This is a genomic window from Solimonas fluminis (assembly GCF_002930645.1).
GTDB lineage: Bacteria > Pseudomonadota > Gammaproteobacteria > Nevskiales > Nevskiaceae > Solimonas_A > Solimonas_A fluminis.
Map to the genome: position 1 here is coordinate 56612 of NZ_PSNW01000014.1, position 24633 is coordinate 81244.

The 24633-nt window shown below is 68.5% G+C and carries 21 protein-coding genes; all 21 read right to left on the reverse strand.

Annotated features, from left to right (window positions below; genetic code table 11):
* Positions 1 to 12: 12 nt before the first annotated feature.
* A complete protein-coding gene (gene ispF / locus C3942_RS19315; protein ID WP_104232013.1) occupies positions 13 to 498 on the reverse strand; it encodes a 2-C-methyl-D-erythritol 2,4-cyclodiphosphate synthase in 486 nt (161 codons plus the stop codon).
* Positions 495 to 1205, reverse strand: coding sequence for a 2-C-methyl-D-erythritol 4-phosphate cytidylyltransferase (ispD, locus tag C3942_RS19320; protein WP_366516643.1), 711 nt, complete (start codon positions 1203 to 1205; stop codon positions 495 to 497). Before ispD ends, ispF begins: the two co-directional genes overlap by 4 nt.
* A 5-nt stretch (positions 1206 to 1210) precedes the next feature.
* Positions 1211 to 1489 carry a septum formation initiator family protein gene (locus tag C3942_RS19325; RefSeq protein WP_104232015.1) on the reverse strand — a complete coding sequence of 93 codons (279 nt, stop codon included), beginning with the start codon at positions 1487 to 1489 and terminating at the stop codon, positions 1211 to 1213.
* A gap of 9 nt (positions 1490 to 1498) precedes the next feature.
* Positions 1499 to 2794, reverse strand: coding sequence for a phosphopyruvate hydratase (gene eno / locus C3942_RS19330; protein ID WP_104232016.1), 1296 nt, complete (start codon positions 2792 to 2794; stop codon positions 1499 to 1501).
* An 87-nt stretch (positions 2795 to 2881) separates the two neighbouring features.
* Positions 2882 to 4774 (reverse strand): CASTOR/POLLUX-related putative ion channel, encoded by a 1893-nt coding sequence (locus C3942_RS19335; RefSeq protein WP_104232017.1) that lies wholly within the window; start codon positions 4772 to 4774, stop codon positions 2882 to 2884.
* Between the two features lie 163 nt (positions 4775 to 4937).
* Positions 4938 to 6626 carry a CTP synthase gene (gene pyrG, locus C3942_RS19340; protein WP_207766154.1) on the reverse strand — a complete coding sequence of 563 codons (1689 nt, stop codon included), beginning with the start codon at positions 6624 to 6626 and terminating at the stop codon, positions 4938 to 4940.
* A gap of 52 nt (positions 6627 to 6678) precedes the next feature.
* Positions 6679 to 7971: a tRNA lysidine(34) synthetase TilS gene (gene tilS / locus C3942_RS19345; protein ID WP_104232018.1), complete on the reverse strand. Its 1293-nt coding sequence runs from the start codon at positions 7969 to 7971 to the stop codon at positions 6679 to 6681.
* Between the two features lie 7 nt (positions 7972 to 7978).
* On the reverse strand, positions 7979 to 8941 hold the full coding sequence (locus C3942_RS19350) for an acetyl-CoA carboxylase carboxyltransferase subunit alpha (RefSeq protein ID WP_104232019.1): 963 nt from the start codon (positions 8939 to 8941) through the stop codon (positions 7979 to 7981).
* A 6-nt stretch (positions 8942 to 8947) separates the two neighbouring features.
* Positions 8948 to 12559: a DNA polymerase III subunit alpha gene (gene dnaE, locus C3942_RS19355; protein ID WP_104232020.1), complete on the reverse strand. Its 3612-nt coding sequence runs from the start codon at positions 12557 to 12559 to the stop codon at positions 8948 to 8950.
* Complete coding sequence (gene rnhB, locus C3942_RS19360) at positions 12556 to 13173, reverse strand: ribonuclease HII (RefSeq protein ID WP_104232021.1); 618 nt, start codon at positions 13171 to 13173, stop codon at positions 12556 to 12558. The genes dnaE and rnhB overlap by 4 nt, the downstream gene beginning before the upstream one ends.
* A gap of 3 nt (positions 13174 to 13176) precedes the next feature.
* Positions 13177 to 14325, reverse strand: coding sequence for a lipid-A-disaccharide synthase (gene lpxB, locus C3942_RS19365; protein WP_104232022.1), 1149 nt, complete (start codon positions 14323 to 14325; stop codon positions 13177 to 13179).
* A 13-nt stretch (positions 14326 to 14338) separates the two neighbouring features.
* The gene (gene lpxA / locus C3942_RS19370; RefSeq protein WP_104232023.1) at positions 14339 to 15121 is read right to left on the reverse strand and encodes an acyl-ACP--UDP-N-acetylglucosamine O-acyltransferase; all 783 of its coding nucleotides are present in this window, start codon (positions 15119 to 15121) and stop codon (positions 14339 to 14341) included.
* A complete protein-coding gene (gene fabZ / locus C3942_RS19375; RefSeq protein WP_243393678.1) occupies positions 15121 to 15585 on the reverse strand; it encodes a 3-hydroxyacyl-ACP dehydratase FabZ in 465 nt (154 codons plus the stop codon). Before fabZ ends, lpxA begins: the two co-directional genes overlap by 1 nt.
* Positions 15575 to 16630 carry a UDP-3-O-(3-hydroxymyristoyl)glucosamine N-acyltransferase gene (lpxD, locus tag C3942_RS19380; protein WP_104232025.1) on the reverse strand — a complete coding sequence of 352 codons (1056 nt, stop codon included), beginning with the start codon at positions 16628 to 16630 and terminating at the stop codon, positions 15575 to 15577. Before lpxD ends, fabZ begins: the two co-directional genes overlap by 11 nt.
* A gap of 287 nt (positions 16631 to 16917) precedes the next feature.
* Positions 16918 to 17436 carry an OmpH/Skp family outer membrane protein gene (locus tag C3942_RS19385; RefSeq protein WP_104232026.1) on the reverse strand — a complete coding sequence of 173 codons (519 nt, stop codon included), beginning with the start codon at positions 17434 to 17436 and terminating at the stop codon, positions 16918 to 16920.
* A 74-nt stretch (positions 17437 to 17510) separates the two neighbouring features.
* Complete coding sequence (gene bamA, locus C3942_RS19390) at positions 17511 to 19814, reverse strand: outer membrane protein assembly factor BamA (protein ID WP_243393679.1); 2304 nt, start codon at positions 19812 to 19814, stop codon at positions 17511 to 17513.
* A 33-nt stretch (positions 19815 to 19847) separates the two neighbouring features.
* A complete protein-coding gene (gene rseP / locus C3942_RS19395; RefSeq protein WP_104232027.1) occupies positions 19848 to 21203 on the reverse strand; it encodes an RIP metalloprotease RseP in 1356 nt (451 codons plus the stop codon).
* Entirely contained in the window at positions 21196 to 22395 is a 1200-nt protein-coding gene (gene dxr, locus C3942_RS19400) for a 1-deoxy-D-xylulose-5-phosphate reductoisomerase (RefSeq protein ID WP_104232028.1), read from the reverse strand. The genes rseP and dxr overlap by 8 nt, the downstream gene beginning before the upstream one ends.
* Before the next feature lie 4 nt (positions 22396 to 22399).
* On the reverse strand, positions 22400 to 23218 hold the full coding sequence (locus tag C3942_RS19405) for a phosphatidate cytidylyltransferase (protein WP_104232029.1): 819 nt from the start codon (positions 23216 to 23218) through the stop codon (positions 22400 to 22402).
* Positions 23219 to 23303: 85 nt separating this feature from the next.
* Positions 23304 to 24023 carry a polyprenyl diphosphate synthase gene (uppS, locus tag C3942_RS19410; protein WP_104232030.1) on the reverse strand — a complete coding sequence of 240 codons (720 nt, stop codon included), beginning with the start codon at positions 24021 to 24023 and terminating at the stop codon, positions 23304 to 23306.
* Positions 24024 to 24062: 39 nt separating this feature from the next.
* A complete protein-coding gene (frr, locus tag C3942_RS19415; protein ID WP_104232031.1) occupies positions 24063 to 24620 on the reverse strand; it encodes a ribosome recycling factor in 558 nt (185 codons plus the stop codon).
* Positions 24621 to 24633: the final 13 nt, after the last annotated feature.

Genomic DNA, 24633 nt, shown 5'->3' on the forward strand with positions numbered 1-24633 from the left:
GCTTCGTCCGAATCAGCAGGCGGCCTGCGCCAACAGCACCACGGCATGCGCCGCGATGCCTTCCTTGCGGCCGATGTGCCCCATGCCCTCGTTGGTGGTCGCCTTGACGTTGACGCAGGCGATGTCCACGCCCAGGTCGGCCGCCAGGGTCTCGCGCATGGCCTGGGTGTGGGGCGAGACGCGCGGCACCTGCGCGATCAGGGTCAGGTCGGCGTTGACCACGCCGTAGCCGGCCTCGCGCACCCGGCGCATGACCTCGGCCAGCAGGCGGCGGCTGTCGATGCCCTTGAACCGGGCGTCGGTGTCCGGGAACAGCTTGCCGATGTCGCCGCCGCCGATGGCGCCCAGCAGGGCGTCGCAGAGGGCGTGGATCATGGCGTCGCCGTCGGAGTGGGCGATGATGCGCCAGGCGCAGGGGATGTGGACGCCACCAAGATGGACGCCCTCGCCCGCCTCGATGCGGTGGGCATCGAAGCCGTGGCCGATACGGAGTTTCACGGACTGTTCTCCTGTTGCGCCAGCCAGAACTCCGCCAGCGGCAGGTCTTCCGGATAGGTCACCTTGATGTTGCTCTCGCGGCCCCGCACCAGGCGCGGCTCGTAGCCGGCGCGCTCCATGGCGCTGGCTTCGTCGGTCACCGCCAGGCCGCGCTCGCTGCAGTCGCGCAGGGACTGCATCAGCAGGTCCAGCCGGAACAACTGCGGGGTCTGGGCGCGCCAGACGGACTCGCGGTCCACGGTGCCGGCCACCTTGCCCTTGCGAGCCTGCTTGAGGGTATCGCTGACCGGCAGGGCCAGCAGGCCGCCGTTCTCGTCGGCCGCCTCCTCGCAAAGGTTCTCGATGTCGCTCCAGGCGACGCAGGGCCGGGCGGCATCGTGCACCAGGGCATAGACCTCGCCGAAGACGGCGCTGCGCCGGGCCACCACCTCCAGTCCCGCCAGCACCGATTCGGCCCGGGCGGAACCGCCGGTGGTGGTGACGATCTTGGGGTGCCGGGCGATCGGCAGGCGCTGGAACTCGGTGTCGCTGCGGGCCAGCACCACCACCACGCCGTCCACCCACTCGGACTCGATGAAGGGCGCCAGGCTCCACTCGATCAGGGAGCGGCCGCGCAAGGGGAGATACTGCTTGGGGCGGGCGGCTCCCATACGGGTACCCCCGCCGGCGGCGGGAAGCACGGCCCAGTAACGCACCCGGGGATCCACGACGACTACTGGGCGACCACGAGGTAGAACGTTTCGTCCGACTTGATCATGCCCAGCGTGGTACGGGCCCGGGCCTCGATGGCCGCGGTACCGCTGCCCAGGTCCCGCACCTCGGCATCGCGGGCGGCGTTGCGCGCCCGCAGCTTGGCGTTCTCTTCCTGCTGCGCCTGGACCTGGGACTTGAGGCGGTGGGTGTGGGCCACACCGCCGTCGGCAACCCACAGCCGCCACTGCAGCCCCGTCAGCATCAGGGCGAGGACTGCAATGGCGACACGGTTGTTCATTACCCTAGCTTACAGCACCACGGGGAAAGCGCCAGCACCCGGGTAGCGGGCCCGCTTGCCCAGCTCGCGCTCGATGCGCAGCAGCTGGTTGTACTTGGCCATGCGGTCCGAGCGGCACAGGGAGCCGGTCTTGATCTGGGTGGCCGTGGTGCCCACCGCGATGTCGGCGATGGTGGCGTCCTCGGTCTCGCCCGAGCGGTGGGACACGACGCTGGAGTAGCCGGCGTCGGTGGCCATCTGGATGGCTTCCAGGGTCTCGGTCAGGGTGCCGATCTGGTTGGGCTTGATCAGGATCGAGTTGGCGGTGCCGCGGATGATGCCCTCGGCCAGGATCTTGGTGTTGGTGACGAACAGGTCGTCGCCCACCAGCTGCACCTTGTTGCCCAGCTTCTCGGTCAGGTACTTCCAGCCCTTCCAGTCACCCTCGGCGCAGCCGTCCTCGATCGAGATGACCGGGTACTTGGCGCAGATGCCGGCCAGGAAGTCGGCGAACTGCTCGGAGGTGTAGCTCTTGCCCTCGCCGTGCAGGGTGTACTTGCCCTTGGCGTAGAACTCGGTGGAAGCCACGTCCAGGCCCAGGTAGATGTCCTTGCCCGGCTTGTAGCCGGCCTTCTCGATGGCCTGCAGCAGCACGTCCAGGGCCGCGACGTTGGACGGCAGGTCCGGGGCAAAGCCGCCCTCGTCGCCCACCGCGGTATTCAGCTTGCGGCCCTTGAGCACGCCCTTGAGGGTGTGGAACACCTCGGCGCCCCACTGCATGGCCTCGGAGAAGCTCTTGGCGCCGACCGGCAGGATCATGAATTCCTGGATGTCGACGTTGTTGTCGGCGTGGGCGCCGCCGTTGATGACGTTCATCATCGGCACCGGCAGGGTCACGCTGGAGATGCCGCCCAGGTGGCGGTACAGCGGCAGGTAGTTCTCGGCGGCGGCGGCCTTGGCGGCGGCCAGGGACACGGCCAGGATGGCGTTGGCGCCCAGGCGCGACTTGTTCTCGGTGCCGTCGAGTTCGATCATCGTGCGGTCGACCAGGCCCTGGTCCTGCGCATCCAGGCCCAGCACGGCCTGGGCGATCTCGCCCTCGACGTTCTTCACGGCCTTCTGCACGCCCTTGCCCAAGTAGCGGGCCTTGCCCTTCTTGGGGGCGCCGTCACGCAGTTCCACCGCCTCGCGGCTGCCGGTGGAGGCACCGGAAGGCGACGCGGCGCGGCCGCGGGCGCCGGAATCCAGCACGACCTCGGCCTCCACGGTCGGATTGCCGCGGGAGTCGATGATTTCAAGGGCGGTGACTTGGACGATGTGGGACATGGAAGCTCGGCAGTTCGGGTGGTACGGATTTTGGGCGGCATTGTAGTGGAGGGGCGCAAGGCCCGCCACGCGGGGTTCCGGGGCGTTTCAGTCCTCGGCCAGCACGATCAGCTGGTCGCGGTCGCTGAAAGACACCCGCTCCGACTTCCTCGGGTTCACCACCACGCCGTAGCCCTTGTCGCGGTCGTTGGCGTTGGCGTGCAGCCGGTAGCCGATGGCGGTCTCTCCGCGTTGGGCGGCCGCCTCCAGGACGGTGTGGAAATCCACCGGCAGGCCGGGCCGCAGGTACTGGGTGACGGGACGGATGTAGATCTCCGAGCCCTCGGAGCTGAACAGGCTGCGGAACACCCGGTCCAGCTGCTTGTTTTCCGACAACTGCGACAGCATCAGGCTGACCAGCTTGTCGCTGACGATGAAGTCGTCGGCGCGGGCGACCTGGGCCAGCGCGCGATTGCGCATGTCCATCATCTCGCTGACGATCGAGAGGTGGCGGCCGCAGGATTCGGAGATGTTGCGCAGGTGCAGCAGCGCGATCAGCGTCTGGGCATCGGCCTCCTGCACCGGCAGGTCGCTGTAGCTGAGCAGGATGATGTGGTTGAACTCCGGCACCCGCAGCGCATCCAGCGTGGCCCGATCGGTGATGTCGCCGCCGGCGAAGCGCAGACGCTGGCGCTGCAGGCGCTTGGACAGGGACAGCAGCGTCTCGCGCGCCCCTTCGCGGCGGCACAGCACGATCACCTCGGAGCCGGGCGCCACATAGTTGTCCAGCTCGCGGATGATGGCCTCGGCCTTCTCGTTCCAGCCCAGGATCAAGGTGCGCTCCGGCACCGCGGCGGGACGCGCGCCGTTGACGATGGCGCGCAGGTTGGGTGCCGGCGGCGGGATGTCCGACAGCACCACGGTATCGTCGTCCTCGCTGATGGCGATCACCTGGTCGCCCGGGCCGATGCGCGTGTTCATCGGCGGGTTGACCAGGGCTTCGCCGTCGGCGCGCATCAGGCCCATGACGGTGGACTCCTCGTAGGCGCCGAGGGCCTCGCGGTAGGTCCGGCCGACGAGGCCCGGCTCCTGCTTGAAATAGATCTCGGCGCCGTCGAAGTCCAGCAGTTCGGTGTAGACCACGCTCAGGCCCGACTGGCGGCAGGTCTGGGCGGTGACCCGCGCGATCAGGTCCTCGCCCTGGATGAAGATCGCCTCCTGCCCGCCCACCAGCGCGGCCGCCTCCAGGTTCCTGGCGTCGCGGATCTCGCCGACGATGTGGTAGGGCTCGGCCTTGCGGGCGGGGTTGTTGGTGATGGCCAGCACCGACTTGATGACGTAGATGTCCGGGTTGTCGGACTCCGGCGCCAGCACGACGATGGACCGCGCCGAGTGCGGGTCCACCACCGCCAGGTCGTCCAGGTCCAGCGGGTTGCCGCGGCGGCAGATCACCCGGGTATTGCCGGTGTCCGGGAACTTGGCCTTGATGTCGTCCTCCATCTCCACCTTGTCCCGGTCCGCCAGGATCACGATGCGCGGATCCTTCTGGTTGGAGTTGGCGATCAGCAGCTCGCCGATGATCGAGTAGACCTTGCTGGACCAGCCCAGGATCAGGGTGTGGTTGGACTCGATCACGCGCGAGCGCCCCTTGCGCAGCTCGGTGAGCTGGGATTCCAGGCCCGAGGTGATGGTGCCGATCAGGATGCTGACCACGAACAGGCCGCAGATCGTCACCAGCAGCATGACCGCCCGCAGGCCCCAGCCCTGGTCGCCGGCCAGCGTGCCGGTATCCAGGGCATGCATCAGGCTCAGCCACAGGCCTTCGACCGGCCCCGCCCCCTCCGGCGCCACGCCGAACAGCATCAGCAGCAGCGAGGCGACGAGCACGACGGCGGCGGATACCAGCGCCAGCCAGCCGATGATGGCGATGGCACCCTTGGACAGGGTGTTCTCGAAGCGATAGCGCAGGTGGTCGCGCCAGTGGATCGACTTGGACGTCATGCCGCCCCCGGTTCGTGGACGTTGGAAAGCACAACGCCGCCCGGAAGGCGGCGTTGCGGACATCGGCGAGTATAGAGGAGCGCCTGGGCCGGACCCGGCCGCGGGCACTTCGCTCTGTGACGCAGTGCCCCGCAATCAGGGGCGAAAACGCAACCCGGCCCCTTCAGGCAACCTTGGCAGGGCTGACGCTGCCGGGCTGGCTGGACTGGTTGGCGATGTGATGCTCGCGGGCGGCACGGATGAAGCCCTCGAACAGCGGATGGCCATCGCGCGGCGTGGAGGTGAACTCCGGGTGGAACTGGCAGGCCAGGAAGAACGGATGGTTGGGCAGCTCCACCATCTCGACCAGCTCGTTCTCGGCCGACTCGGCCACCAGGTCCAGGCCGTTGTCGGACAGGATCTGCTTGTAGTTGTTGTTGAACTCGTAGCGGTGGCGGTGACGCTCGGAGATGATCTCCGAGTTGTACAGCGCGCGCGCCTTGGAGCCGGCCTTGAGGCGGCAGGACTGCACGCCCAGGCGCATGGTGCCGCCCTTGCCGGTCTGCGAGCTGCGCTGGTGCACGGAGCCCGAGGCGTCGCGCCACTCGGTGATCAGGCCGATCACCGGGTGCGGGGTATGCGGGTTGAACTCCGTGGAATGCGCGCTGCCGAGGTTGCAGACGTTGCGCGCGTACTCGATGACGGCCACCTGCATGCCCAGGCAGATGCCCAGGTAGGGAATGTTGTTCTCGCGGGCGTAGCGCGCCGCGGCGATCTTGCCTTCCACGCCGCGCTCGCCGAAGCCGCCGGGGACCAGGATCGCGTCCATGCCCTGCAGGATGCGCACGCCCTGGGTCTCGATGGCCTCGGACTCGATGTAGCGGATCTTGACGCGCGTCGCGGTGTGCAGGCCGGCATGGGCCAGGGCCTCGTTCAGCGACTTGTAGGCGTCGGCGAGGTCCACGTACTTGCCGACCATGGCCACCTGCACGTCCAGGTCGGTCTTGCTGCGGGCTTCGACCAGCCAGTCCCAGGCGGACAGGTCCGGCTTGCGCAGCTCCAGCCCGAAGTGCTCGACCACCAACTGGTCCAGGCCCTGCTGATTGAGCCAGGCGGGAATCTTGTAGATGTCGTCGAGGTCGATCGCGGCGATGACGGCCTGGTAGGGCACGTTGGTGAACAGCGCGATCTTGCGGCGCTCGGAATCCGGCAGCGTGCGCTCGGAGCGGCACAGCAGGACGTCGGGCTGGATACCGATGCCGCGCAGTTCCTTCACCGAGTGCTGCGTCGGCTTGGTCTTGAGCTCGCCGGAGGCCTTGACGTACGGCACCAGGGTCAGGTGCATGTACATGGCGTTCTTGCGGCCCAGTTCATGCCCCATCTGGCGGATCGCCTCGATGAAGGGCAGCGACTCGATGTCGCCCACCGTGCCGCCGATCTCGACGATGCAGATGTCGCAGCCGGCCGCGCCCTTGCGGATGCCCTGCTGGATCTCGTCGGTGATGTGCGGGATCACCTGCACCGTCTTGCCCAGGTAGTCGCCGCGGCGCTCCTTCTCGAGCACGTTGCGGTAGACCTGGCCGGTGGTCAGGTTGGAATAGCGCGTGGTCTTGCCACGCAGGAAGCGTTCGTAGTGTCCGAGGTCCAGGTCCGTCTCGGCGCCGTCCTCGGTGACGAAGACCTCGCCGTGCTGGAACGGGCTCATGGTCCCCGCATCGACGTTGATGTAGGGGTCCAGCTTGATCATGTGGACCTTGAGACCGCGCGATTCGAGGATCGCACCAAGGCTGGCGGCGGCAATGCCTTTGCCAAGCGAGGACACCACGCCCCCGGTTACAAAAATGAATCGCGTCTGCTGCGGCGCGTCGGGCATGGGAATCATCGGCAGGAAGTTTGCGGGATTTTACAGGCTGCCCCTCCCCCTCTCAATGATCAGAGTGACAAAGATGCTCCGGGACACCGGGCAGGTCGTGCAGCCAGGCCGCCTGCGGCGCGCCTTCCGCGCGCCAGAACCCCGCGACGGCCAGCAGTTCGCCGCCGCGCCAGATCAGGGGTGTGCGCTGCCGCACCCAGACCGGCAGGCCGGCCTCCTGGAACAGGTTCTTCAGGCTGCGGCGGTGCTTGGCGCCGGCCGGGCGCAGTTCCTCGCCCCCGGCGGGAAAACGCACGGTCAGCGGTGCCGCAGGGAGGCGCGCCAGGCGCAGGCGCCCGCAGCCCGGCGGCAGTTCCAGCTCGCGGCGCCCCGGCCAGGCCAGCTCCAGGCCCCTGGGCGGGGGCGGCAGGGCCGGCAGCCGGTACAGGACATCCCGGTAGCGCCGCAGTTCGGCACCGTCGTGCAGCAGGCGGGGCGAGGCGTCGGGCCGGGCCGCCAGCAGCTCCCGCTCCAGGCGGTCCAGCAGGGCGGCCGGCGGCGCCTGGAGCCCGGCCTGGGCCAGCCAGTGGCGCAGCAGGTTGTTGCGCCGGGCCACCGGCAACTCCAGCAGGGCCGGGATCGCCAGCCCCCCGTCCTTCCGGGCGGATTGCAGGTCGATCTCCGCCAGGTCGGCCAGCAGGCCGGCCGCTTCCGCGGCATGGCGCGAGAAGCGCCCCAGGGTCTCGGACGCCTGGGGCCAGCGCTGCTGCAGGCGCGGCATGACCTCGCGGCGCAGCCAGGAACGGGCATGGGCCGGGTCGCGGTTCTGCGGGTCTTCCACCCATTCCAGCCCCTGCGCCAGGGCCTGTTCGCGCAAGGCCTGCCGGGAAAGCGCCAGCAGCGGCCGCCACAGCTTGCCAGGCCCGAAGGGCAGCAGCGGCTGCATGCCGGCCATGCCGGCCACGCCGGTGCCGCGCAGCAGGCGCAGCAGCAGGGTCTCGGCCTGGTCGTCGCGGTGATGCGCGGTGACCAGGCAATCGCCGGGCCGCATCAGGCCGCGCAGGGCCTCGTAGCGCGCTTCGCGCGCTGCGGCTTCCAGGCCGCCCGGGTGCCGGCGATCCACCTCGACCCGGCACAGCGTAAGGGGAACGCCGAGGCGCCGGCAGACGCGCCGGCAGTGGGCCGGCCAGGCATCCGCCGCCGGCTGCAGGCCGTGGTGGACGTGCACCGCGCGCAGCCGCCGCGGCGCGGCCTGGGCCAGCCACTGCAGCAGCACGGTGGAGTCGCAGCCGCCGCTGTAGGCCAGCCAGAAGCGCGCACCCCGCGGCAGCTGCGGCAGTTCGGGCAGCTGCAGCGGCGGGCTCACGTCCGGCTCAGTTCAGGCGGTCGTGGGCGCCGTAGGACATCAGGCGCTGGTAGCGGTTGGCCAGCAGCTGCGGCATCGGCGTATGGCGCAAGCGCTCGAGGTTGGAGATGAGCTTCTGCTTGAGCGTGTTCATCATCGCGGCCGGGTCGCGGTGGGCGCCGCCCAGCGGCTCGCTCACGATCTCGTCCACCAGCTTGTGCTGGAACAGGTCGCGCGAGGTGATGCGCATGGCCTCGGCGGCCTCCGGCGCACGGCCGGCGTCCTTGAACAGGATCGAGGCGCAGCCCTCGGGCGAGATCACCGAGTAGATGCTGTACTGGAGCATCATCACGTGGTCGGCCACGCCGATGGCCAGCGCACCGCCGGAGCCGCCCTCGCCCGTCACCGTGGCGATCACCGGCGTGCGCAGGCGCGACAGCTCGAACAGGTTGCGGGCGATCGCCTCGGACTGGTTGCGCTCCTCGGCGCCGATGCCCGGGTAGGCGCCCGGGGTGTCGATGAAGGTGACCACCGGCAGGTTGAACTTCTCCGCCAGCTTCATGATGCGCAGCGCCTTGCGGTAGCCCTCGGGCTTGGGCATGCCGAAGTTGCGGTAGACGCGCTCCTTGGCATCGCGGCCCTTCTGCTGGCCGATCACGCAGACCGCGCGGCCCTCCAGCCGGGCGACACCGCTGACGATGCTCGGATCGTCGGCGTAGTGGCGGTCGCCGTGCAGCTCTTCCCACTCGGTGAAGAGCGTCTTGATGTAGTCCAGGGCATAGGGACGCTGGGGGTGGCGCGCCAGCTGCGCCACCTGCCAGGGAGTCAGGTTGGCAAAGATCTGCTCGGTCAGTTCGCGGCTCTTGAGGTCGAGCCGGGCGATCTCCTCGGTGAGGTTCACGCCGCTGCCGGAAGTGGCGAAACGCAGCTCTTCGATCTTCTGCTGCAGTTCCGCGATGGGCTGTTCGAAATCGAGGTAGTTCAGGTTCATAAGCGTCTATTCGTCGTCTCCGCCCCCGCCGCCGGAGAACGCGCGGTCGAAGCGGCGCTCGGTCACGGGGGGCACATATCGCTTGTACGTCACTTTAACGCAGTCCGGGCCGGCAATCTGCTGCACTGCGGTCAGGCAGTTCTCGTCCAGGCGCAGCTTCCATTCGGGAGCCAGGTCCAGCACGCAGGCCTGCCGCCCGTTGCGGTAGTGCACAACCATTCCGACATTGCCCTTCTGGTAGGGCTTGAGGGCCTTGTGCATCGCCTGGACGTCGGCCACCGGCTTGCACCATTCCAGGGCGAGCTTCTGCGGATAGTCCTTCAGCACGTCGGCCAGGGCGAAGAACTCCGGACGGTACATGCGCGGCTCGGACTCCCGGCCCTCGCGCGGCGGCGAAGCGCCGATCTCGGCGATCACGAAGACCAGGCTGTCCGGCTTGACCACCGGCTGCAGCCGCGGCCAGGCGTCCACGTCGATCCAGGTGGAAAGCTGGGCGGTCTGGTCGTCGAAGGTGAGCTTGTAGCTGGCACGCCCGCTCTTGCCGTCCGCCGACTTGTCGCCCTTGAAGAAACGGATGTCCACCACCCAGGCCGCGAACATGACCTTCTGGCGCGGCTGGAACTGCACCTTGCCGTCCGCTCCGACCACCGGCGGCCTGGCATGCTGCTCGATCAGCGGCCGCATGCGGTCGGTGCAGACCTGCTCGATGATGTCGCGATAGGCGTCGATCGGATGGCCGGACAGATAGAAGCCCAGGGTATCGCGCTCGTGCGCCAGCTTCTCCCGCTTGAGCCAATCCTGCGCAAGCTCCGGCTCGACCTTTTCCTCGATCGTGCCGGAACTGCTGCCGCCTCCCAGTCCGAACAGGTCCACCTGGCCGCTGTCGGCGGACTGCGCCGCCTTTTCCGCCAGCCCCAGGGCCTTGGGCAAGGTGGCCAGCAGCGAGGGCCGGTTGAGGCCGAATCCGTCCAGCGCGCCGGAGTAGATCAGCGCCTCGAGCACGCGCTTGTTCGCCTTCTTCAGGTCGATGCGGCGGCAGAAGTCGAACAGGTCCTTGAACCTGCCGTTCTTCTCGCGCTCGGCGATGATGCCCTCCAGCGCCGCCTCGCCCACGCCCTTGATCGCGCCCAGGCCGTAGAGGATCTGGTTCGGGCCGGGCACGGTGAAGCGGTAGAAGCTGCGGTTGATGTCGGGCGGGATCATCTCCAGCTTCATGCGCAGGCATTCGTCGCGCATCAGCACGACGGAGTCGGTGTGCTGCATTTCGCAGGACAGCACCGCCGCCATGAACTCCGCGGGGTAATGCGCCTTGAGCCAGGCGGTGTGGTAGCTCACCAGCGCGTACGCGGCGGCATGCGACTTGTTGAAGCCGTAGTCCGCGAACTTGGCCATCAGGTCGAAGACCTTGCTCGCGACCTCGCCGTCGATGCCGCGGCCGGTGGCGCCAGTGGTGAAGATCTCGCGCTGCTTCTCCATCTCGGCGCGGATCTTCTTGCCCATGGCGCGGCGCAGCAGGTCGGCGCCGCCCAGCGTGTAGCCGGCCATGCGCTGCGACATCTGCATGACCTGCTCCTGGTACACGAAGATGCCGTAGGTGGGCTGCAGCACCGCCTCCATCTCCGGATGCAGGTACTCGATCTTGCTGGTGTCGCGCTTGTTCTCGCAGAAGGTCGGGATGTTCTCCATCGGCCCCGGGCGGTACAGCGACACCAGGGCGATGATGTCCTCGAAGCAGTCGGGCTTGAGATCCCGGCTGGCCTTCTGCATGCCCGGGGATTCCATCTGGAACACCGCCGAGGACTCGCCGCTCTGGTAGATCTTGCGGAAGGTTTCCTGGTCGTCCAGCGGCAGGGCCAGCATATCCAGCTGGCGGCCGTGCTGGCGCACGATCGTGTTGACCGCCTCCTGGATCACGGTGAGCGTCTTCAGGCCCAGGAAGTCGAACTTCACCAGGCCCACGACCTCGAGGTCCTTCATGTCGAACTGCGTGCGCATGCCGCCGCCGCCGGGTTCGCACAGCAGCGGGGCGTAGTCCGTCAGCGGCCTGGGCGCGATCACCACGCCGCCGGCATGCACGCCGACCCCGCGCGTGGTGCCTTCCAGCGCCAGGCCCAGGTCCACCACCGCCTTCACTTCCTCGTCGGTGTCGTAGAGCCCCTTCAGTTCAGGGACCGTCTCCAGCGCGTCCACCAGGGTCGCGCCCGGGGTGCCCGGCACCAGCTTGGAAATCCTGTCGCCGAAGCCGTAGCCATGGCCCAGCACGCGCGCCACGTCGCGGATCACGCCGCGCGCCGCCATGGTGGCGTAGGTGATGATCTGGCCCACGTGCGGACGACCGTACTTCTGCGTGACGTACTCGATCACGCGGTCGCGGTTGTCCATGCAGAAGTCGACGTCGAAGTCCGGCATCGACACGCGCTCCGGATTCAGGAAGCGCTCGAACAGCAGGTTGTAGGGCAGCGGATCGAGATCGGTGATGCGCGTGGCATAGGCCACCAGCGAGCCGGCACCCGAACCGCGCCCCGGGCCCACCGGGCAGCCGTTCTGCTTGGCCCACTGGATGAAGTCGGCCACCACGAGGAAGTAGCCGGCGAAGCCCATCCGCTCGATGATGCCCAGCTCGTAGTCGAGCCGCTGCCGGTACTCTTCCTCGGGCTTGGCCAGGGTGATCTCGGTGAAGCGGCGCGCCAGGCCATCCTCCGAGACCTTCCTCAGCCAGGAGTTGGTGTCGTGACCCTCCGGCACCGGGAAGTTCGGCAAGTGGTAGGGCGGCGCGAACTTCAGCGTCAGCGTGCAGCGCCGCGCGATCTGCAGCGTGTTCTCCAGCGCCTCGGGGATGTCGGCGAACAGCGCCTGCATCTCGTCCGCCGACTTCAGGTACTGCTCCGGCGTGTAGTCGCGCGGACGCTTGTCGTCGCCCAGCACGCGGCCCTGCGCGATGCAGACGCGCGCTTCGTGCGCGTCGAACTCCTCGCGCGACAGGAAACGCACGTCATTGGTCGCCACCACGGGAACCTGAAAGTGGCGCGACAGGGCGCAGGCGGCCTGCACCCATTCCTCGTCGCCGGGCCGCTGGCAGCGGCTGATCTCCAGGTACAGGCGCTGCGGGTAGAGCGCCGACAGCTCGGCCACCGCGCTCTTCGCGGCCTCCACCTGGTCGCCGGCGGCGGCGCGGAACGTGCTGCCGTCGCGCCCGGTGAGGGCGATCAGGCCCTCGGCATGCGGCGCCAGCCACTCGCGCTTGACCAGCGGCGTGCCGCGCTGCTGGCCGTCGGTGTAGGCCAGCGAGATCAGCTTGGTGAGGTTGCGGTAGCCCGTGTCGTTCTGCACCAGCAGGGTCAGGCGCTCCGGCGCCTCGCCCGCGACACGCTCCTCCAGGCGGATGTCGGCGCCGATCACCGGCTTGATGCCGGCCCCTTCCGCGGCCTTGTAGAACTTCACCATCGCGAACAGGTTGTTGATGTCCGTGACGGCGATCGCGGGAAACTTCAGCTCCGCTGCGCGCGAGGTCAGTGTCGCGCCGACGCCGCCACCCTTGCGCTTGGGCGGCTCGACGCGCACCACGCCGTCGGTCAGCGAGAACTCGGTGTGCACGCGCAGGTGGACGAAACCGCTCATGCGTTCCCGCCCGCGAAGAGGTCTGGCTGCGCGCAGGGCGCGAAACCCATGCGATGGATGCTGCTGGGCCCCTGCCGGCGCAGCGCCGCCAGGTGCTCGGACGTGCCGTAGCCCTTGTGCTTGGCGAAGCCGTAGCCCGGGAATTCGGCGTCGAGCCGCTGCATCTCGCGGTCGCGCGCCACCTTGGCCAGGATCGACGCAGCCATGATCGGCGAGTGGATGGCATCGCCCTCCACCACCGCCTCGGCACTGCATGGCAATGCGGGGGGCAGGCGATTGCCGTCGATCAGGCAATGCCGGGCGGCGGGACTTAGCGCCTCCACCGCGCGCTGCATCGCCAGCATCGAGGCATGCAGGATATTGAGCCGCTCGATCTCCTCGACCTCGGCGCGGGCGATGGCGCAGGCCACGGCACGGCGCTGGATCAGGTCGAACAGGTTCTCGCGCTGCAGGGCCGTGAGCTGCTTGGAATCGTCCAGGCCGCGGATGCCGTGACCCGCGTCGAGGATCACCGCCGCGGCATAGACCGGACCGGCCAGGCAGCCGCGGCCGGCCTCGTCGACGCCGGCGACGAAGGACAGCGTGTACGAGGAAATGGCGACCCGGCGCGGCATGGGCTAAGCGGCGCGGGCGGCCAGCAGGCCGGCGATGGCTTCGGCGGCGCGGCCGGCCGCATCGCGGCGCAGCTCCTCGCGCACCGCATGGAACTGCGCCAGCTGGCGCCGGCGCGGCCCGTCGTCCGCCAGCAGCAGGCTCACCTCGTCGGCGATGCGCCCGGGCGTCGCGGCCTCCTGCAGCAGCTCGGTCACGGTGGGCTCGTCCGACAGCAGATTGGGCAGGCTGACGTAGCGGGTCTTGAGCAGGCCGGCCTTGAGCATCAGCCAGGCCGTGAAGGCGGCACCGCGGTAGGCCACCACCATCGGCCGGCCCAGCAGCAGGCATTCCAGGGTGGCGGTGCCCGAGGCCAGCAGCACGGCGTCGGCCGCGCGCATGCACTCGCGCGAACGGCCTTCCACCACGGTCCAGGGCAGGCCCGGGGCCTGCTCGCGGATGACGCGCTCCAGGCCCCCGCGCAGCTTGGGCTTGGCCACCGGCGTGACGAATCGGATGCCGGGATGGCGTTGCGCCAGCAGGACCGCCGCCTGCGCGAAGGGCTCGCCCAGGTACTTCAGTTCCGAGCCGCGGCTGCCGGGCAGGATCGCCACCAGCGGGCCCTCGGCCGGCAGGCCCAGTTCCGCGCGCGCCGCGGCCGGCGTCACCGAATCGTCCAGCTCGTCCGCCAGCGGGTGTCCGATGTAGTCGGCCGGCACGCCATGCTCGGCATAGAACTTCGGCTCGAAGGGGAACAGGCAGAGCATGCGGTCCACCGAGCAGGCGATGGTCTTCACTCGCCCCTGCCGCCAGGCCCAGACCGAGGGGCTGACCACGTGCGCGGTCTTCAGGCCGCGCTCGCGCAGCCGGCGCTCCAGGCCCAGGTTGAAGTCCGGCGCGTCGATGCCGATCACCACGTCCGGGCGATCCTGCAGGAAGCGGCGCAGCAGTTCCGCGCGCAGGCGGAACAGCCGCGGCAGCGCCGGGATCACCTCGGCGATGCCCATCACCGACAGCAGCTCGATGGAGGCGATGCTGTCGCAGCCGGCCGCCGCCATGCGCGGGCCGGTGACGCCGTAGATCTGCGCCTGAGGGTACCGCGCCTTGAGCGCGCGGACGATGGCGGCGCCGAGGATGTCCCCGGACAGTTCGCCCGCCACCAGAGCGATGCGCATCGGCCGCCCGAGCCTAGCGCGACAGGGAGCGCTTGGAGGTTTCGATGAAGCGCAGCATCGCGCCGGCATGCTCGGAGGACCTGGCCATCTCGGCCAGCTTCTCCTTGACCTCGGCCATGATCGAACCCGACATGTAGATCAGCTTGTAGGCGTCCTTGATCTGGTCGATCTGCTCGGCCGTGAAGCCGCGGCGCTTGAGGCCCTCGCTGTTGATGCCGCGCGGGCGGGCCGGCTGCCCTTCGGCGATGACGAAGGGCGGCAGGTCGCGCAGCACCACGGTGCCGCCGCCGGTGAAGGCATGGGCGCCGATGCGGCAGAACTGGTGCACCAGGGTATAGCCGCCGAGGCCGGCGTAGTCCTCGATCGTGATGTGCCCGGCGAGGGTCGTGCCGTTGGCCAGGATCGTGTGCGAGCCCACCACGCAGTCGTGCGCGATGTGGACGTTGGCCATGATCCAGTTGTCGTTGCCGACCCGGGTCACGCCCGTGTCCTTCAGCGTGCCGCGCTGGATCGTGACGTACTCGCGGATGGTATTGCCGTCGCCGATCTCCACCGAGGTGGCGTCGTCGTAGCGCGCGGTCTTGTCCTGCGAGATCTCGCCGATGGAGCTGAACTGGAAGATGCGGTTGTCGCGGCCGATCTTCATCGGGCCGCGCAGCACCACGTGCGGACCGATCCAGCTGTTTTCGCCGATCTCGACGTCGGCCCCGATGACGGTGTAGGGACCGACTTCGACGGTAGGATGCAGCCGCGCGCCGGCGTCGACGATCGCGGTGGGATGGATGCGTGTGCTCATCAGTCGCTCCCCGTGTCGCGGCCGGCGTTCTTCAGCACGCAGATCATTTCGGCCTCGCAGGCCAGGTCGTCGCCCACCTTGGCCTGGGCGATGAACTTCCACAGGTCGCGCTTGTGCTTGTCGAGCTTGATGTGGAAGTGCAGTTGGTCGCCGGGCACCACCGGCCGCTTGAAGCGGCAGTTGTCGATGCCGGCGAAGTACAGGATGTAGCCGGAGTCGCAGCGCAGCCCGGAGCGCATCACCGCCAGCAGGCCGCAGGCCTGGGCCATCGCCTCCAGCTGCAGCACGCCGGGCATGGTCGGCAGGCCCGGGAAATGGCCGGGGAAGAAGTTCTCGTTGTAGGTGACGTTCTTCAGCGCCACCAGGTGTCCGGCTTCGGCGTCGACCGACAGCACGCGATCCACCAGCAGGAAGGGATAGCGGTGCGGCAACAGCTTCAGGATTTCGCGGATATCAAGATTCACTGGATTCATTGTCCTGTTCCCGGGGGTCGAGTTGCAGGTGGCGCTCGACCTCGCGCAACCGCTCCTCAAGGCGCGCCAGGCGCCGGATGCGTGCGACGGTCTTGCGCCACTCACGCGCGTCGCTGAGCGGCAGGCCGGAGCCATAGACGCCCTTCTCGGTGATTGAATTGGTGACCATGCCGCGGCCGAGGATGACCACGTCGTCGGCAATGCTGATGTGGCCGGCCATGCCGACGGCGCCCCCGATCAGGCAGCGTGCCCCGACGGTGGTGCTGCCGGCGATGCCGGTGCAGGCGGCGATGGCCGTGTGCTGCCCGATGCGGCAGTTGTGGGCAATCTGGATCAGGTTGTCGAGGCGCACGCCGTCCTCGATCACGGTGTCCTCGATCGCTCCGCGATCGATGCAGGTGTTGGAGCCGATCTCGACGTTGTCGCCGATCACGACGGTACCGAGCTGCGGCACCTCTTCCCAGCCGTTGGGGCCGCGGGCATTGCCGAAGCCGCGCGAACCGATCACCGCTCCGGGCTGCAGGGTGCAGCGCCGGCCGATGCGCACGCGCGCGCCGACGTGGACCTGGGCCACCAGGCGCGTACCGGCACCGATCACGGCATCGCGGCCGACCAGGCAGCCGGGCCCCACGTAGGCGCCCTCGCCCAGTTCGGCCCCGGCCTCCACCACGGCGTTGTAGCCGACATGCACGCCGGCGCCGAGCTTGGCCTGCGGGGACACCTGGGCACCGGCCTGAATCCCGGCGGCGAACTCGCGGTCCGGGTCGAACAGGGCGGCCAGGCGGGCATAGGCCAGATAGGGGTCCTTGGCGACAAGGCCCGGGGTCGCCAGCGTCGCGGCGTCGCGCGGGCCGACGATGACGGCGGCGGCGCGGGTGCCGGCCAGTTGGGCGCGGAACTTGGGGTTGGACAGGAAGCCGATGCAGCCCGGCTTGCCGGGGTCCAGCGAGCAGACGCCCTGGATGAGCGTACCGCCCTCCCCCTTCAGTTCCAGACCGAATCTTGCGGCCAGGTCGGCCAGGCTATACGTGGTCATGCGTCGATTATCGCAGGTCCGGCGGGCCTGCGTCCCGCCCCCGGAAGCCTGTCGGCAGCATTGCAAGCGCCGCATCGGTCCGCAGAAAAGCGGTGGCAACCCTGCAGGGGGATCGCCTGGACACAGGGCTGCGCTCGGAGTCGCTTACGCACTGCTGTACGCCGCGCGCCTCGGGGCGCAGCCCTGCATCCGGGCGCGCACCGCCGCAGCGAACGCGATGGCGTCAGCAAGGCCTCAACGAAAAACGGCCCGCGGCGAGCCGCGGGCCGTCCTTGAAAAACAACCGTTTACTTGCCGCCGCCGGCCTGCAGGCGCTTCAGCACCTCGGCGGTGATGTCGACCGAGTCGGTAGCGTAGATCGGGTCCTGCACCACCAGGTCGGCGCCCTTCTCCTTGGCCACCTGCACGATCACGCCCTTGATCTTGGCCATCATCTCGGTGGTCAGCTGGCGGTCGCGGTTGGCGAAGTCTTCCTGGAACTGGCGCTGCTTGTACTGCAGGTCGAGCTGGCGCGTGGTGAGGTCCTTCTCGCGCTTGGAGGCGTCGGCGGCGGAGAGCATGTCGCGCTCCTTCTTGAACTTCTCGGCGTCGTCGACGAAGCGCTTGGCCTCGGCCTCGAGGTCGTTCTTGCGGCGGTCGAACTCGGCCTTGATCTTGTCGGCGCCGGCCTTGAACTGCGGCGACTGCTGCACCAGCTCGGCGGCGCGGATGCTGACGATCTTGCCGTCGGCGGCCATCGCGGGGGCAGCGAGCAGCGCCGCGGAAGCCAGGGCCATGACGCTGAGGATTCGGGTGAGGTTACGCATCGTTGGATCTCGGTGTTCCGTCTATGAATGGAGTAATGATGACAGGAGAGTATTGAAGCGGATTTGCAGCAGGATCAGAAGCCGCCGCCAAAGCGGATCTGGAAGCGGTCCACCTCGTCGCCCTGCTCCTCGTTCAGCGGGAACGCGTAGCTCAGGTCGAGCAGGCCGAGGAACGGCGTGAACCAGGAGAACGCGATGCCGGCGGACTGGCGCAGGTCGGCGGTGTCGAAGTCGCCCGGCTGCGGGAAGACCTGGCCGATGTCGAAGAACAGGTTCAGACGCGTCGACTTGCCGTCGCTGGCGATCGGCAGCGGGATGATCAGGTTGTTCTGCGCCGTGGTGCGGAACTTGCCGCCGTAGGGGTTATCGAACGGCGTGTCGCGCGGACCGAGCGAGCCGTCGCGGTAGCCGCGCACGGTGCGCGGGCCGCCGGCAAAGAAGTGCTCGTAGGGCGGCACTTCCTGGTCGTTGGCATAGGTGTCCACCAAGCCCACGGAGCCGTTCATTTCCAGGAACAGGCCCTTGTAGATCGGCACGTATTGCTGGCCGCGGTAGCTGAGGTTGTAGAACTCGATGTCGCTGCCCGGCATGCCCAGGTCGAGGCTGAGGGAGTGCATCGAACCGCGGTCCGCGAAGAAGGTGCGGTTGCGCGTGTCGTAGGTGATGCCGGTGCGGAACGAGTAGTTCAGGAAGCGCGTGCCGTTGTCGATCACGAACTGCAGGATCTCGTTCGACGAGGAGCCGGCGAAGGTCTCGATCGAGGTCTCGTCCAGGCCGAAGCCGGCACGCAGGGTCATGAACTCCGACAGCGGGATGCCGTAGGTCAGGTTCAGGCCCAGCACGTTGGTGTTGAAGCCCGAGCTGTAGCGGATCACCGACTCGGAACTGCGGTAGAAGGCCGACACCGTCTGGCTGATGCCGTCGGCGGTGAAGTAGGGATCGGTCCAGGACAGGCTCAACGCCTTGGAGATCGAGTTGTTCTCCGCCGACACCTCGACGCGGTTGCCGGTGCCCAGGAAGTTGGTATGCGTGAGGCTGCCGGTGATCAGGAAGCCCTGCGCACCGGAATAGCCGACGCCGAACTGCACCGATCCGGGCGGGCGCTCCTTGACCTTGAACTGGATGTCGACGAGGTCGTCGGAACCGGCCACGGGGCGGGTATCGACCTCGACGTCCTCGATGAACGGCAGGCGCGCCAGGCGCACGCGGGAGCGCTCGACGGCGCTCTTGGAGAAGGGCGCGGCCTCGAGCTGGCGCATTTCGCGGCGCAGGGTCTCGTCGTTGGTGCCGAGGTTGCCGCTGAAGCCGATGCGGCGCACGTAGGCGCGCTTGCCCGGCTGCACCACGTAGTTGAGGCTGACGAGCTTGCTGCCCTCCTCCACTTCCGGCACCGGGTTGACCTCGGCGAAGGCATAGCCGATGTCGGACAGCGCGGCCTCGATGCGGTTGGCGCTGTCGGTGGCTTCCTTGCGCGAGAAGATGTCGCCCGCCTTGGTCGTGACCAGGGCGTTGAGGAACTGCTCGTTGAGGATGGTCTCGCCCGAGAAGCGGCGATCCTTGATCTTGTAGATCTCGCCCTCTTCCAGGTTGACGGTGATGTAGATCGAGTCCTTCTCGGGCGTCAGCGCCACCTGCACGGAGGAGACGTTGGCCTTCAGGTAGCCGCGGTCCTGGTAGTAGGACTGCAGCTTTTCCAGGTCGCCGACCAGCTTCTGCTTGGAGTACTTGTCGCTGCTTTGGAAGGGCATCCAGTGGGTACCCTCGAGCGCGAACTGCTTGAGCAGCTCGCTGGTCTCGAAGGCCTGGTTGCCCAGCAGGTTGATGTCCTTGATGCGGGTGACCTTGCCTTCGACCACGTCGATCTTGATGCTGACGCGGTTGCCTTCTTCCTCGGTGACCGCCGCCTTGATATCGACGTCGTAGTAGCCGTTGGCGTAGTACTGGCGGCGCAGTTCCTGCTCGACGCCGTCGAGCAGTTCGCGCTTGAACAGCTCGCCTTCGGCCAGGCCCAGGTCCTTCAGCGACTTCTTGAGATCGTCGCCGCCGATCTTCTCGTTGCCTTCGATCGTGAAGCTGGTGATGGAGGGACGCTCCTTGATCACGATCACCAGGGCGTCGCCGTCACGCTGCAGCTGCACGTCCTGGAACAGGCCGGAACCGTACAGCGAGCGGATCGCCTGGCGCGAGGTGGCGTCGTTGAGCTCGTCGCCGACCGACAGCGGCAGGTAGGTCAGGATCGTGCCGATCTCGAGGCGCTCCAGGCCGTCGGCCCGGATTTCCTTGATCGTGAAGGGCTGGAAGGCATGGGCCTGGCCCGCCAACACGAGCGCCGCGATGGCGCTGGCCAGCGCCGTTTTCTTCGTTCTCAGCGGTTTCACTGATCTGGTTTCTTTTTTAGTCGGTGCCGCAGTTCAATTCAGCAGGCGCATCACGTCGTTGTAGAACGCCAACCCCATCAACATCACCAGGAAGGTCAGGCCCATCCGCTGGCCCGCCTCCTGCGCCCTCTCAGACAGCGGCGATCCCTTGACCGCCTCGATTGCATAGAACAGCAGGTGTCCGCCATCGAGCAGCGGCACCGGCAGCAGGTTGAGCACGCCGAGGCTGACGCTCACCACCGCCAGGAAGCTCAGGAAAGATACGAGACCGACCTGGGCGGAATACCCGGCCACCTGGGCGATCTGGATGGGACCGCTGACGTTCTTCACCGACACGTCGCCGAGCACCATGCGCCACAGCATCTTCAGCGTCAGCGCGGACATGCGCCAGGTTTGCTCGACGGCACCCGGCACGGCTTCGAGGGGGCCGCGCCGGCTTTCGGCGCGCAAATCCTGCCACAGATCGGGGGAGGCTGCTATCTCCACGCCGATGCGCCCGATGACCCGTCCGCCCTCCTCGACACGGGCCACGATGGCTTGCAGTTCAAGGGTTTCGGCGCCGCGGCGGACGCCGACCTTGACCACCTGCTCGGGCCGGGCGCTGAGCCAGGCGATCATCTCGCGGCGGCCGGCAATGGGCTGGCCGTCCAGGCTGACGATATGGTCGCCGCCCCTCAGGCCGGCGGCCTCGGCCGCCCCGCCCGGAATCACCCGGGCCACGATCGGGGGAATCGGCGGCTCGTAGGGCTCCAGGCCCAGATCGGCGAAGACGTACTCCGGGTCCACGCGGACCCCGCCGAGGTCGAGCCGGACGCTGCGCTGGCTGCCGTCGGCGGCCAGCACCCGCAGCGGCAGGCTGCCGCCGCCCAGGGCCTTGTCCAGCAGCTCGGTCCGCAGGTCGATCCAGGTGGGGGTGGCCTCGCCGTCCACCTCGACGACCTGCTCGCCCTCGCGCAGGCCGGCCTGGGCGGCGGCGCTCTTGGCGGCGGGTGCCGCGATCATGGGCTTGATGCTCTGAACGCCCATCAGCAGGACCAGCCAGTAGAAGGCGATGGCCAGCAGGAAATTGAACACCGGGCCGGCTGCCACGATCAGGAAGCGCTTGCCCACCGGGGCGTTGTTGAAGGCCTGGGAACGCAGCTCCGCCGGCACCGGGCCCTCGCGCTCGTCCAGCATCTTGACGTAGCCGCCCAGGGGGATGGCCGACAGCGTCCATTCCACGCCGTCGCGGGAAGTCCGGCTCCAGATGCGGCGGCCGAAGCCGATGGAGAAGCGCAGCACCTTGACGCCGCAGCGGCGGGCGACCCAGTAGTGACCGAATTCGTGGAACGCGACCAGGATGCCGATGGCAAGGATGAACCCGCCTAGCGACCAGAGGAAATCAGGCATGCCGCAGGCTCCGGCCGAGCTCGGCCACGGCCGCGGCGGCCGCTTCGCGGGCCCAGGCGTCCAGCGCCAGGATGCCGTCCAGGTCATCGCCCGCCTGGCGGCCGGCGGCGGCGTCCATCACCTCTTCGATCACGGCGGGAATCCCCGGGTAGTTCAGCCGATGCTGCAGGAACGCTTCGACAGCGACTTCGTTCGCCGCGTTCAATGCATTCGGCAGCGCCCCGCCCTGCCGCAGCGCAAACCGTGCCAGGCGCAGGCAGGGGAAGCGGCGCTCGTCCGGCGCCTCGAAGCGGAAACGGCCCAGGGCGGCCAGGTCCAGGCCGCCGACGCCCGACTCCCAGCGCTCCGGCCAGGCCAGGGCATGGGCGATCGGCACCCGCATGTCCGGCTGCCCCAGCTGGGCCAGCATCGAACCGTCGACGTACTCCACCACCGAATGGATCGCGCTCTCGGGGTGGATCACCACGTCCAGGCGGTCGGCCGGCAGGCGGTACAGCACGGCGGCCTCGATCAGTTCCAGGCCCTTGTTCATCATCGTGGCCGAATCGACGGAAATCTTCTGGCCCATCACCCAGTTGGGATGGCGCACGGCCTGCTGCGGGGTCACCGCCTCCAGCTGTGCCAGCGGTGTCTCACGGAACGGGCCGCCGGAGGCGGTCAGGATCAGCCGGTGGACCCCCTTGGGCCGCTCGCCGCAACGTGCCGGCGACGGCAGGCACTGGAAGATGGCGTTGTGCTCGGAGTCGATCGGGATCAGCGTGGCCCCATGGCGGGCCGATTCGGCCATCAGCAGCGCGCCGGCCATCACCAGCGGCTCCTTGTTGGCGATCAGCACGCGCTTGCCGGCGCGCACCGCCGACAGGGTCGGCAGCAGGCCGGCGGCACCGACGATGGCGGACATCACCTGCCCGGCCTCCGGGTGGGCCGCCAGCTCGCAGATCGCGGCCACGCCCTCCATCACCTCGCAGTCCAGCGCCGCGTCCCGGCACAGATCGCGCAGGCGCGCAGCGGCGGCGGGCTCGACCAGCACGGCATAGCGCGGCCGGTGCAGGCGGCAGAGTTCGAACAGGCCCTCGACATCGCGCTGCGCGGTAAGCCCCTGCACCCGCAGCTTGTCGGGGTGACGCGCGGCCACGTCGAGCGTATTGCGGCCGATGGTGCCGGTCGCACCCAGGACGACCAGGTTCTGCATCAGGCTAGAGTCCCGTGGCCAGCAGGCCCAGCACCATCACCGGCGCGGCGGCGAGGATGCTGTCGACGCGGTCCAGGATGCCGCCATGGCCCGGCAGGATGTTGCCGCTGTCCTTGATGCCGGCCACGCGCTTGAACATGGATTCGGTCAGGTCGCCGACGATGGACACCGCCGCGACGATCATCGTCAGCAGCAGCAGCAGCGCGGCCTGTACGGCTCCGGCGGGGGCAAAGATCGGGATACCGGCCAGCAGCGCCCATACGCCCGCGAGCAGCAGGCCGCCGATGGCGCCCTCCACGGTCTTGCCCGGGGAGATGTTCGGCGCCAGCTTGCGCTTGCCGAAGCGGCGGCCGGCGAAGTAGGCACCGGTGTCGGCGGCGAAGACGATGAACAGGAAGAACAGCAGCTTCAGCGGCCCCGTCGCATGCAGCGCCGCCAGGGACAGCAGGGTGGAGACCGTCAGCAGCAGCCCCAGCAGGGCCATCGGCAGGCCGGAGGTCTGCCGGCGGCTGAGGTTGTCCGGAAAGCCGGGGAACAGGCTGACGGCGAAGATCCACCACAGCACCGCGGCGCCCAGCAGCACGGGCAGCAGGATGTCGCGGCCCGGCGCCAGCCAGGCCAGGGCCAGCAGCAGGCCGCAAGCCGCGGTGTAGGCCCAGCGGCGGCCCTTGGCCGCCCAGCCCATCAGCCCGGTCCACTCCCAGGCCATCAGCAGTCCCACCAGGGCCAGCACGCCGTAGAGCACGGGCGTGGGGGCGTACCAGACCAGGGCCAGCAACAGGGGCAGCAGGACGAGGGCGGTGACGACGCGCTGGGCGAGCATGGAGGGCGGTGTTCGGTGGCGTCGGTAAGTTGGGCGCGCGGCGCGATGCCGCAGTTTGTCACTTAAGGCAGGAAACTACTACGGTTCAGGCCGACTCGGGCAGGCGCCCGAAACGGCGCTCGCGCCCGGCGTACCAGTCCAGCGCCTCGCGGAACTCGGCCTCGCCAAAATCCGGCCACAGCACGTCGCTGAAGTAGAGCTCGGTATAGGCCAGCTGCCACAGCAGGAAATTGCTGATGCGCTGCTCGCCGCCGGTGCGGATCATCAGGTCCGGCTCGGGCAGGCCTGCGGTCTGCAGGCGGGCTTCGATGCCCTCGGCGGTGATCGGCTGACCGGCCTCGGCCAGGGCCTGGGCAGCCTGGACGATATCCCACTGCCCGCCGTAGCCGACGGCAATGGACAGCTTCACGCCGGTGTTGGCCGCCGTGCGCCTTTCGGCGCGCTGCATCTCGGCGCGCAGCAGCTCGGGAAAGCCGCTGCGGTCGCCGATGAAGCGGATGCTGACGCCGTTGCGGTGCATGGCATCGAGCTCCCGGCCCAGCGTCCGTACGAACAGCTGCAACAGCAGCTTGACCTCGAGTTCGGGCCGCTTCCAGTTCTCCTGCGAGAACGCGAACAGGGTCAGGGCCTCGACGCCGGACTTGTGGGCGGCACGCAGCACGCGGCGCACCATCTTGACGCCGGCGCGATGCCCGAAGGCCCGCGGCTGCCCGCGCGACTGCGCCCAGCGCCCGTTGCCATCCATGATGATGGCGACATGCCGGGGCAGCGGTTGCGGCGGCAGCGGGGGGGCTTCTCGGGTCATGCGGGGCACAGGAGGGATCAGGTCATCCGGAAGACCGGATCACATCGACATCAGTTCCTTTTCCTTGGTCGCGGCAGCCTCGTCGACCTTGGCCACGAACTGGTCGGTCAGCTTCTGGATTTCGGCTTCGCCGCGCTTGACGTCGTCGGCGGTGATCTTCTTGGCCTTTTCCTGGTCCTTGATCGCCTGATTGGCGTCGCGGCGCACGTTGCGGATGGCCACCTTGGCACCCTCGGCCTCGGTCTTGACCACCTTGGCGAGGTCGCGGCGGCGCTCCTCGGTCAACGGCGGCATGTTGATGCGGATGGTCTGGCCGGCGGTGTTCGGGTTCAGGCCCAGGTCCGAGGTCATGATCGCCTTCTCGATGGCCCCGACCATGGGCTTCTCCCAGGGCGTGATGGTGATCGTGCGGGCGTCCTCGACCACCACGCTGGCCACCTGCGAGAGGGGCACGTCGGAGCCGTAGTAGTCGACCCGGACGTGATCCAGCATGGCGGCATTGGCACGGCCCGTGCGCAGCTTGGCCAACTCGGTCTTGAGCGTGTCCACGCACTTCTGCATGCGCTTGGTGGCGTCGTTCTTGATTTCGGCAGTCATTGCAATCTCCGGA

Bases quoted from the DNA above. Each gene is read 5' to 3' on its own strand.
- C3942_RS19325 (WP_104232015.1), bottom strand. From the start codon at position 1,489: ATGAACAACCGTGTCGCCATTGCAGTCCTCGCCCTGATGCTGACGGGG.
- eno (WP_104232016.1), bottom strand. From the start codon at position 2,794: ATGTCCCACATCGTCCAAGTCACCGCCCTTGAAATCATCGACTCCCGC.
- C3942_RS19335 (WP_104232017.1), bottom strand. From the start codon at position 4,774: ATGACGTCCAAGTCGATCCACTGGCGCGACCACCTGCGCTATCGCTTC.
- pyrG (WP_207766154.1), bottom strand. From the start codon at position 6,626: ATGCCCGACGCGCCGCAGCAGACGCGATTCATTTTTGTAACCGGGGGC.
- C3942_RS19350 (WP_104232019.1), bottom strand. From the start codon at position 8,941: ATGAACCTGAACTACCTCGATTTCGAACAGCCCATCGCGGAACTGCAG.
- dnaE (WP_104232020.1), bottom strand. From the start codon at position 12,559: ATGAGCGGTTTCGTCCACCTGCGCGTGCACACCGAGTTCTCGCTGACC.
- rnhB (WP_104232021.1), bottom strand. From the start codon at position 13,173: ATGCCGCGCCGGGTCGCCATTTCCTCGTACACGCTGTCCTTCGTCGCC.
- lpxB (WP_104232022.1), bottom strand. From the start codon at position 14,325: ATGCGCATCGCTCTGGTGGCGGGCGAACTGTCCGGGGACATCCTCGGC.
- lpxA (WP_104232023.1), bottom strand. From the start codon at position 15,121: ATGAGCACACGCATCCATCCCACCGCGATCGTCGACGCCGGCGCGCGG.
- lpxD (WP_104232025.1), bottom strand. From the start codon at position 16,630: ATGACCACGTATAGCCTGGCCGACCTGGCCGCAAGATTCGGTCTGGAA.
- C3942_RS19385 (WP_104232026.1), bottom strand. From the start codon at position 17,436: ATGCGTAACCTCACCCGAATCCTCAGCGTCATGGCCCTGGCTTCCGCG.
- rseP (WP_104232027.1), bottom strand. From the start codon at position 21,203: ATGCCTGATTTCCTCTGGTCGCTAGGCGGGTTCATCCTTGCCATCGGC.
- dxr (WP_104232028.1), bottom strand. From the start codon at position 22,395: ATGCAGAACCTGGTCGTCCTGGGTGCGACCGGCACCATCGGCCGCAAT.
- C3942_RS19405 (WP_104232029.1), bottom strand. From the start codon at position 23,218: ATGCTCGCCCAGCGCGTCGTCACCGCCCTCGTCCTGCTGCCCCTGTTG.
- uppS (WP_104232030.1), bottom strand. From the start codon at position 24,023: ATGACCCGAGAAGCCCCCCCGCTGCCGCCGCAACCGCTGCCCCGGCAT.
- frr (WP_104232031.1), bottom strand. From the start codon at position 24,620: ATGACTGCCGAAATCAAGAACGACGCCACCAAGCGCATGCAGAAGTGC.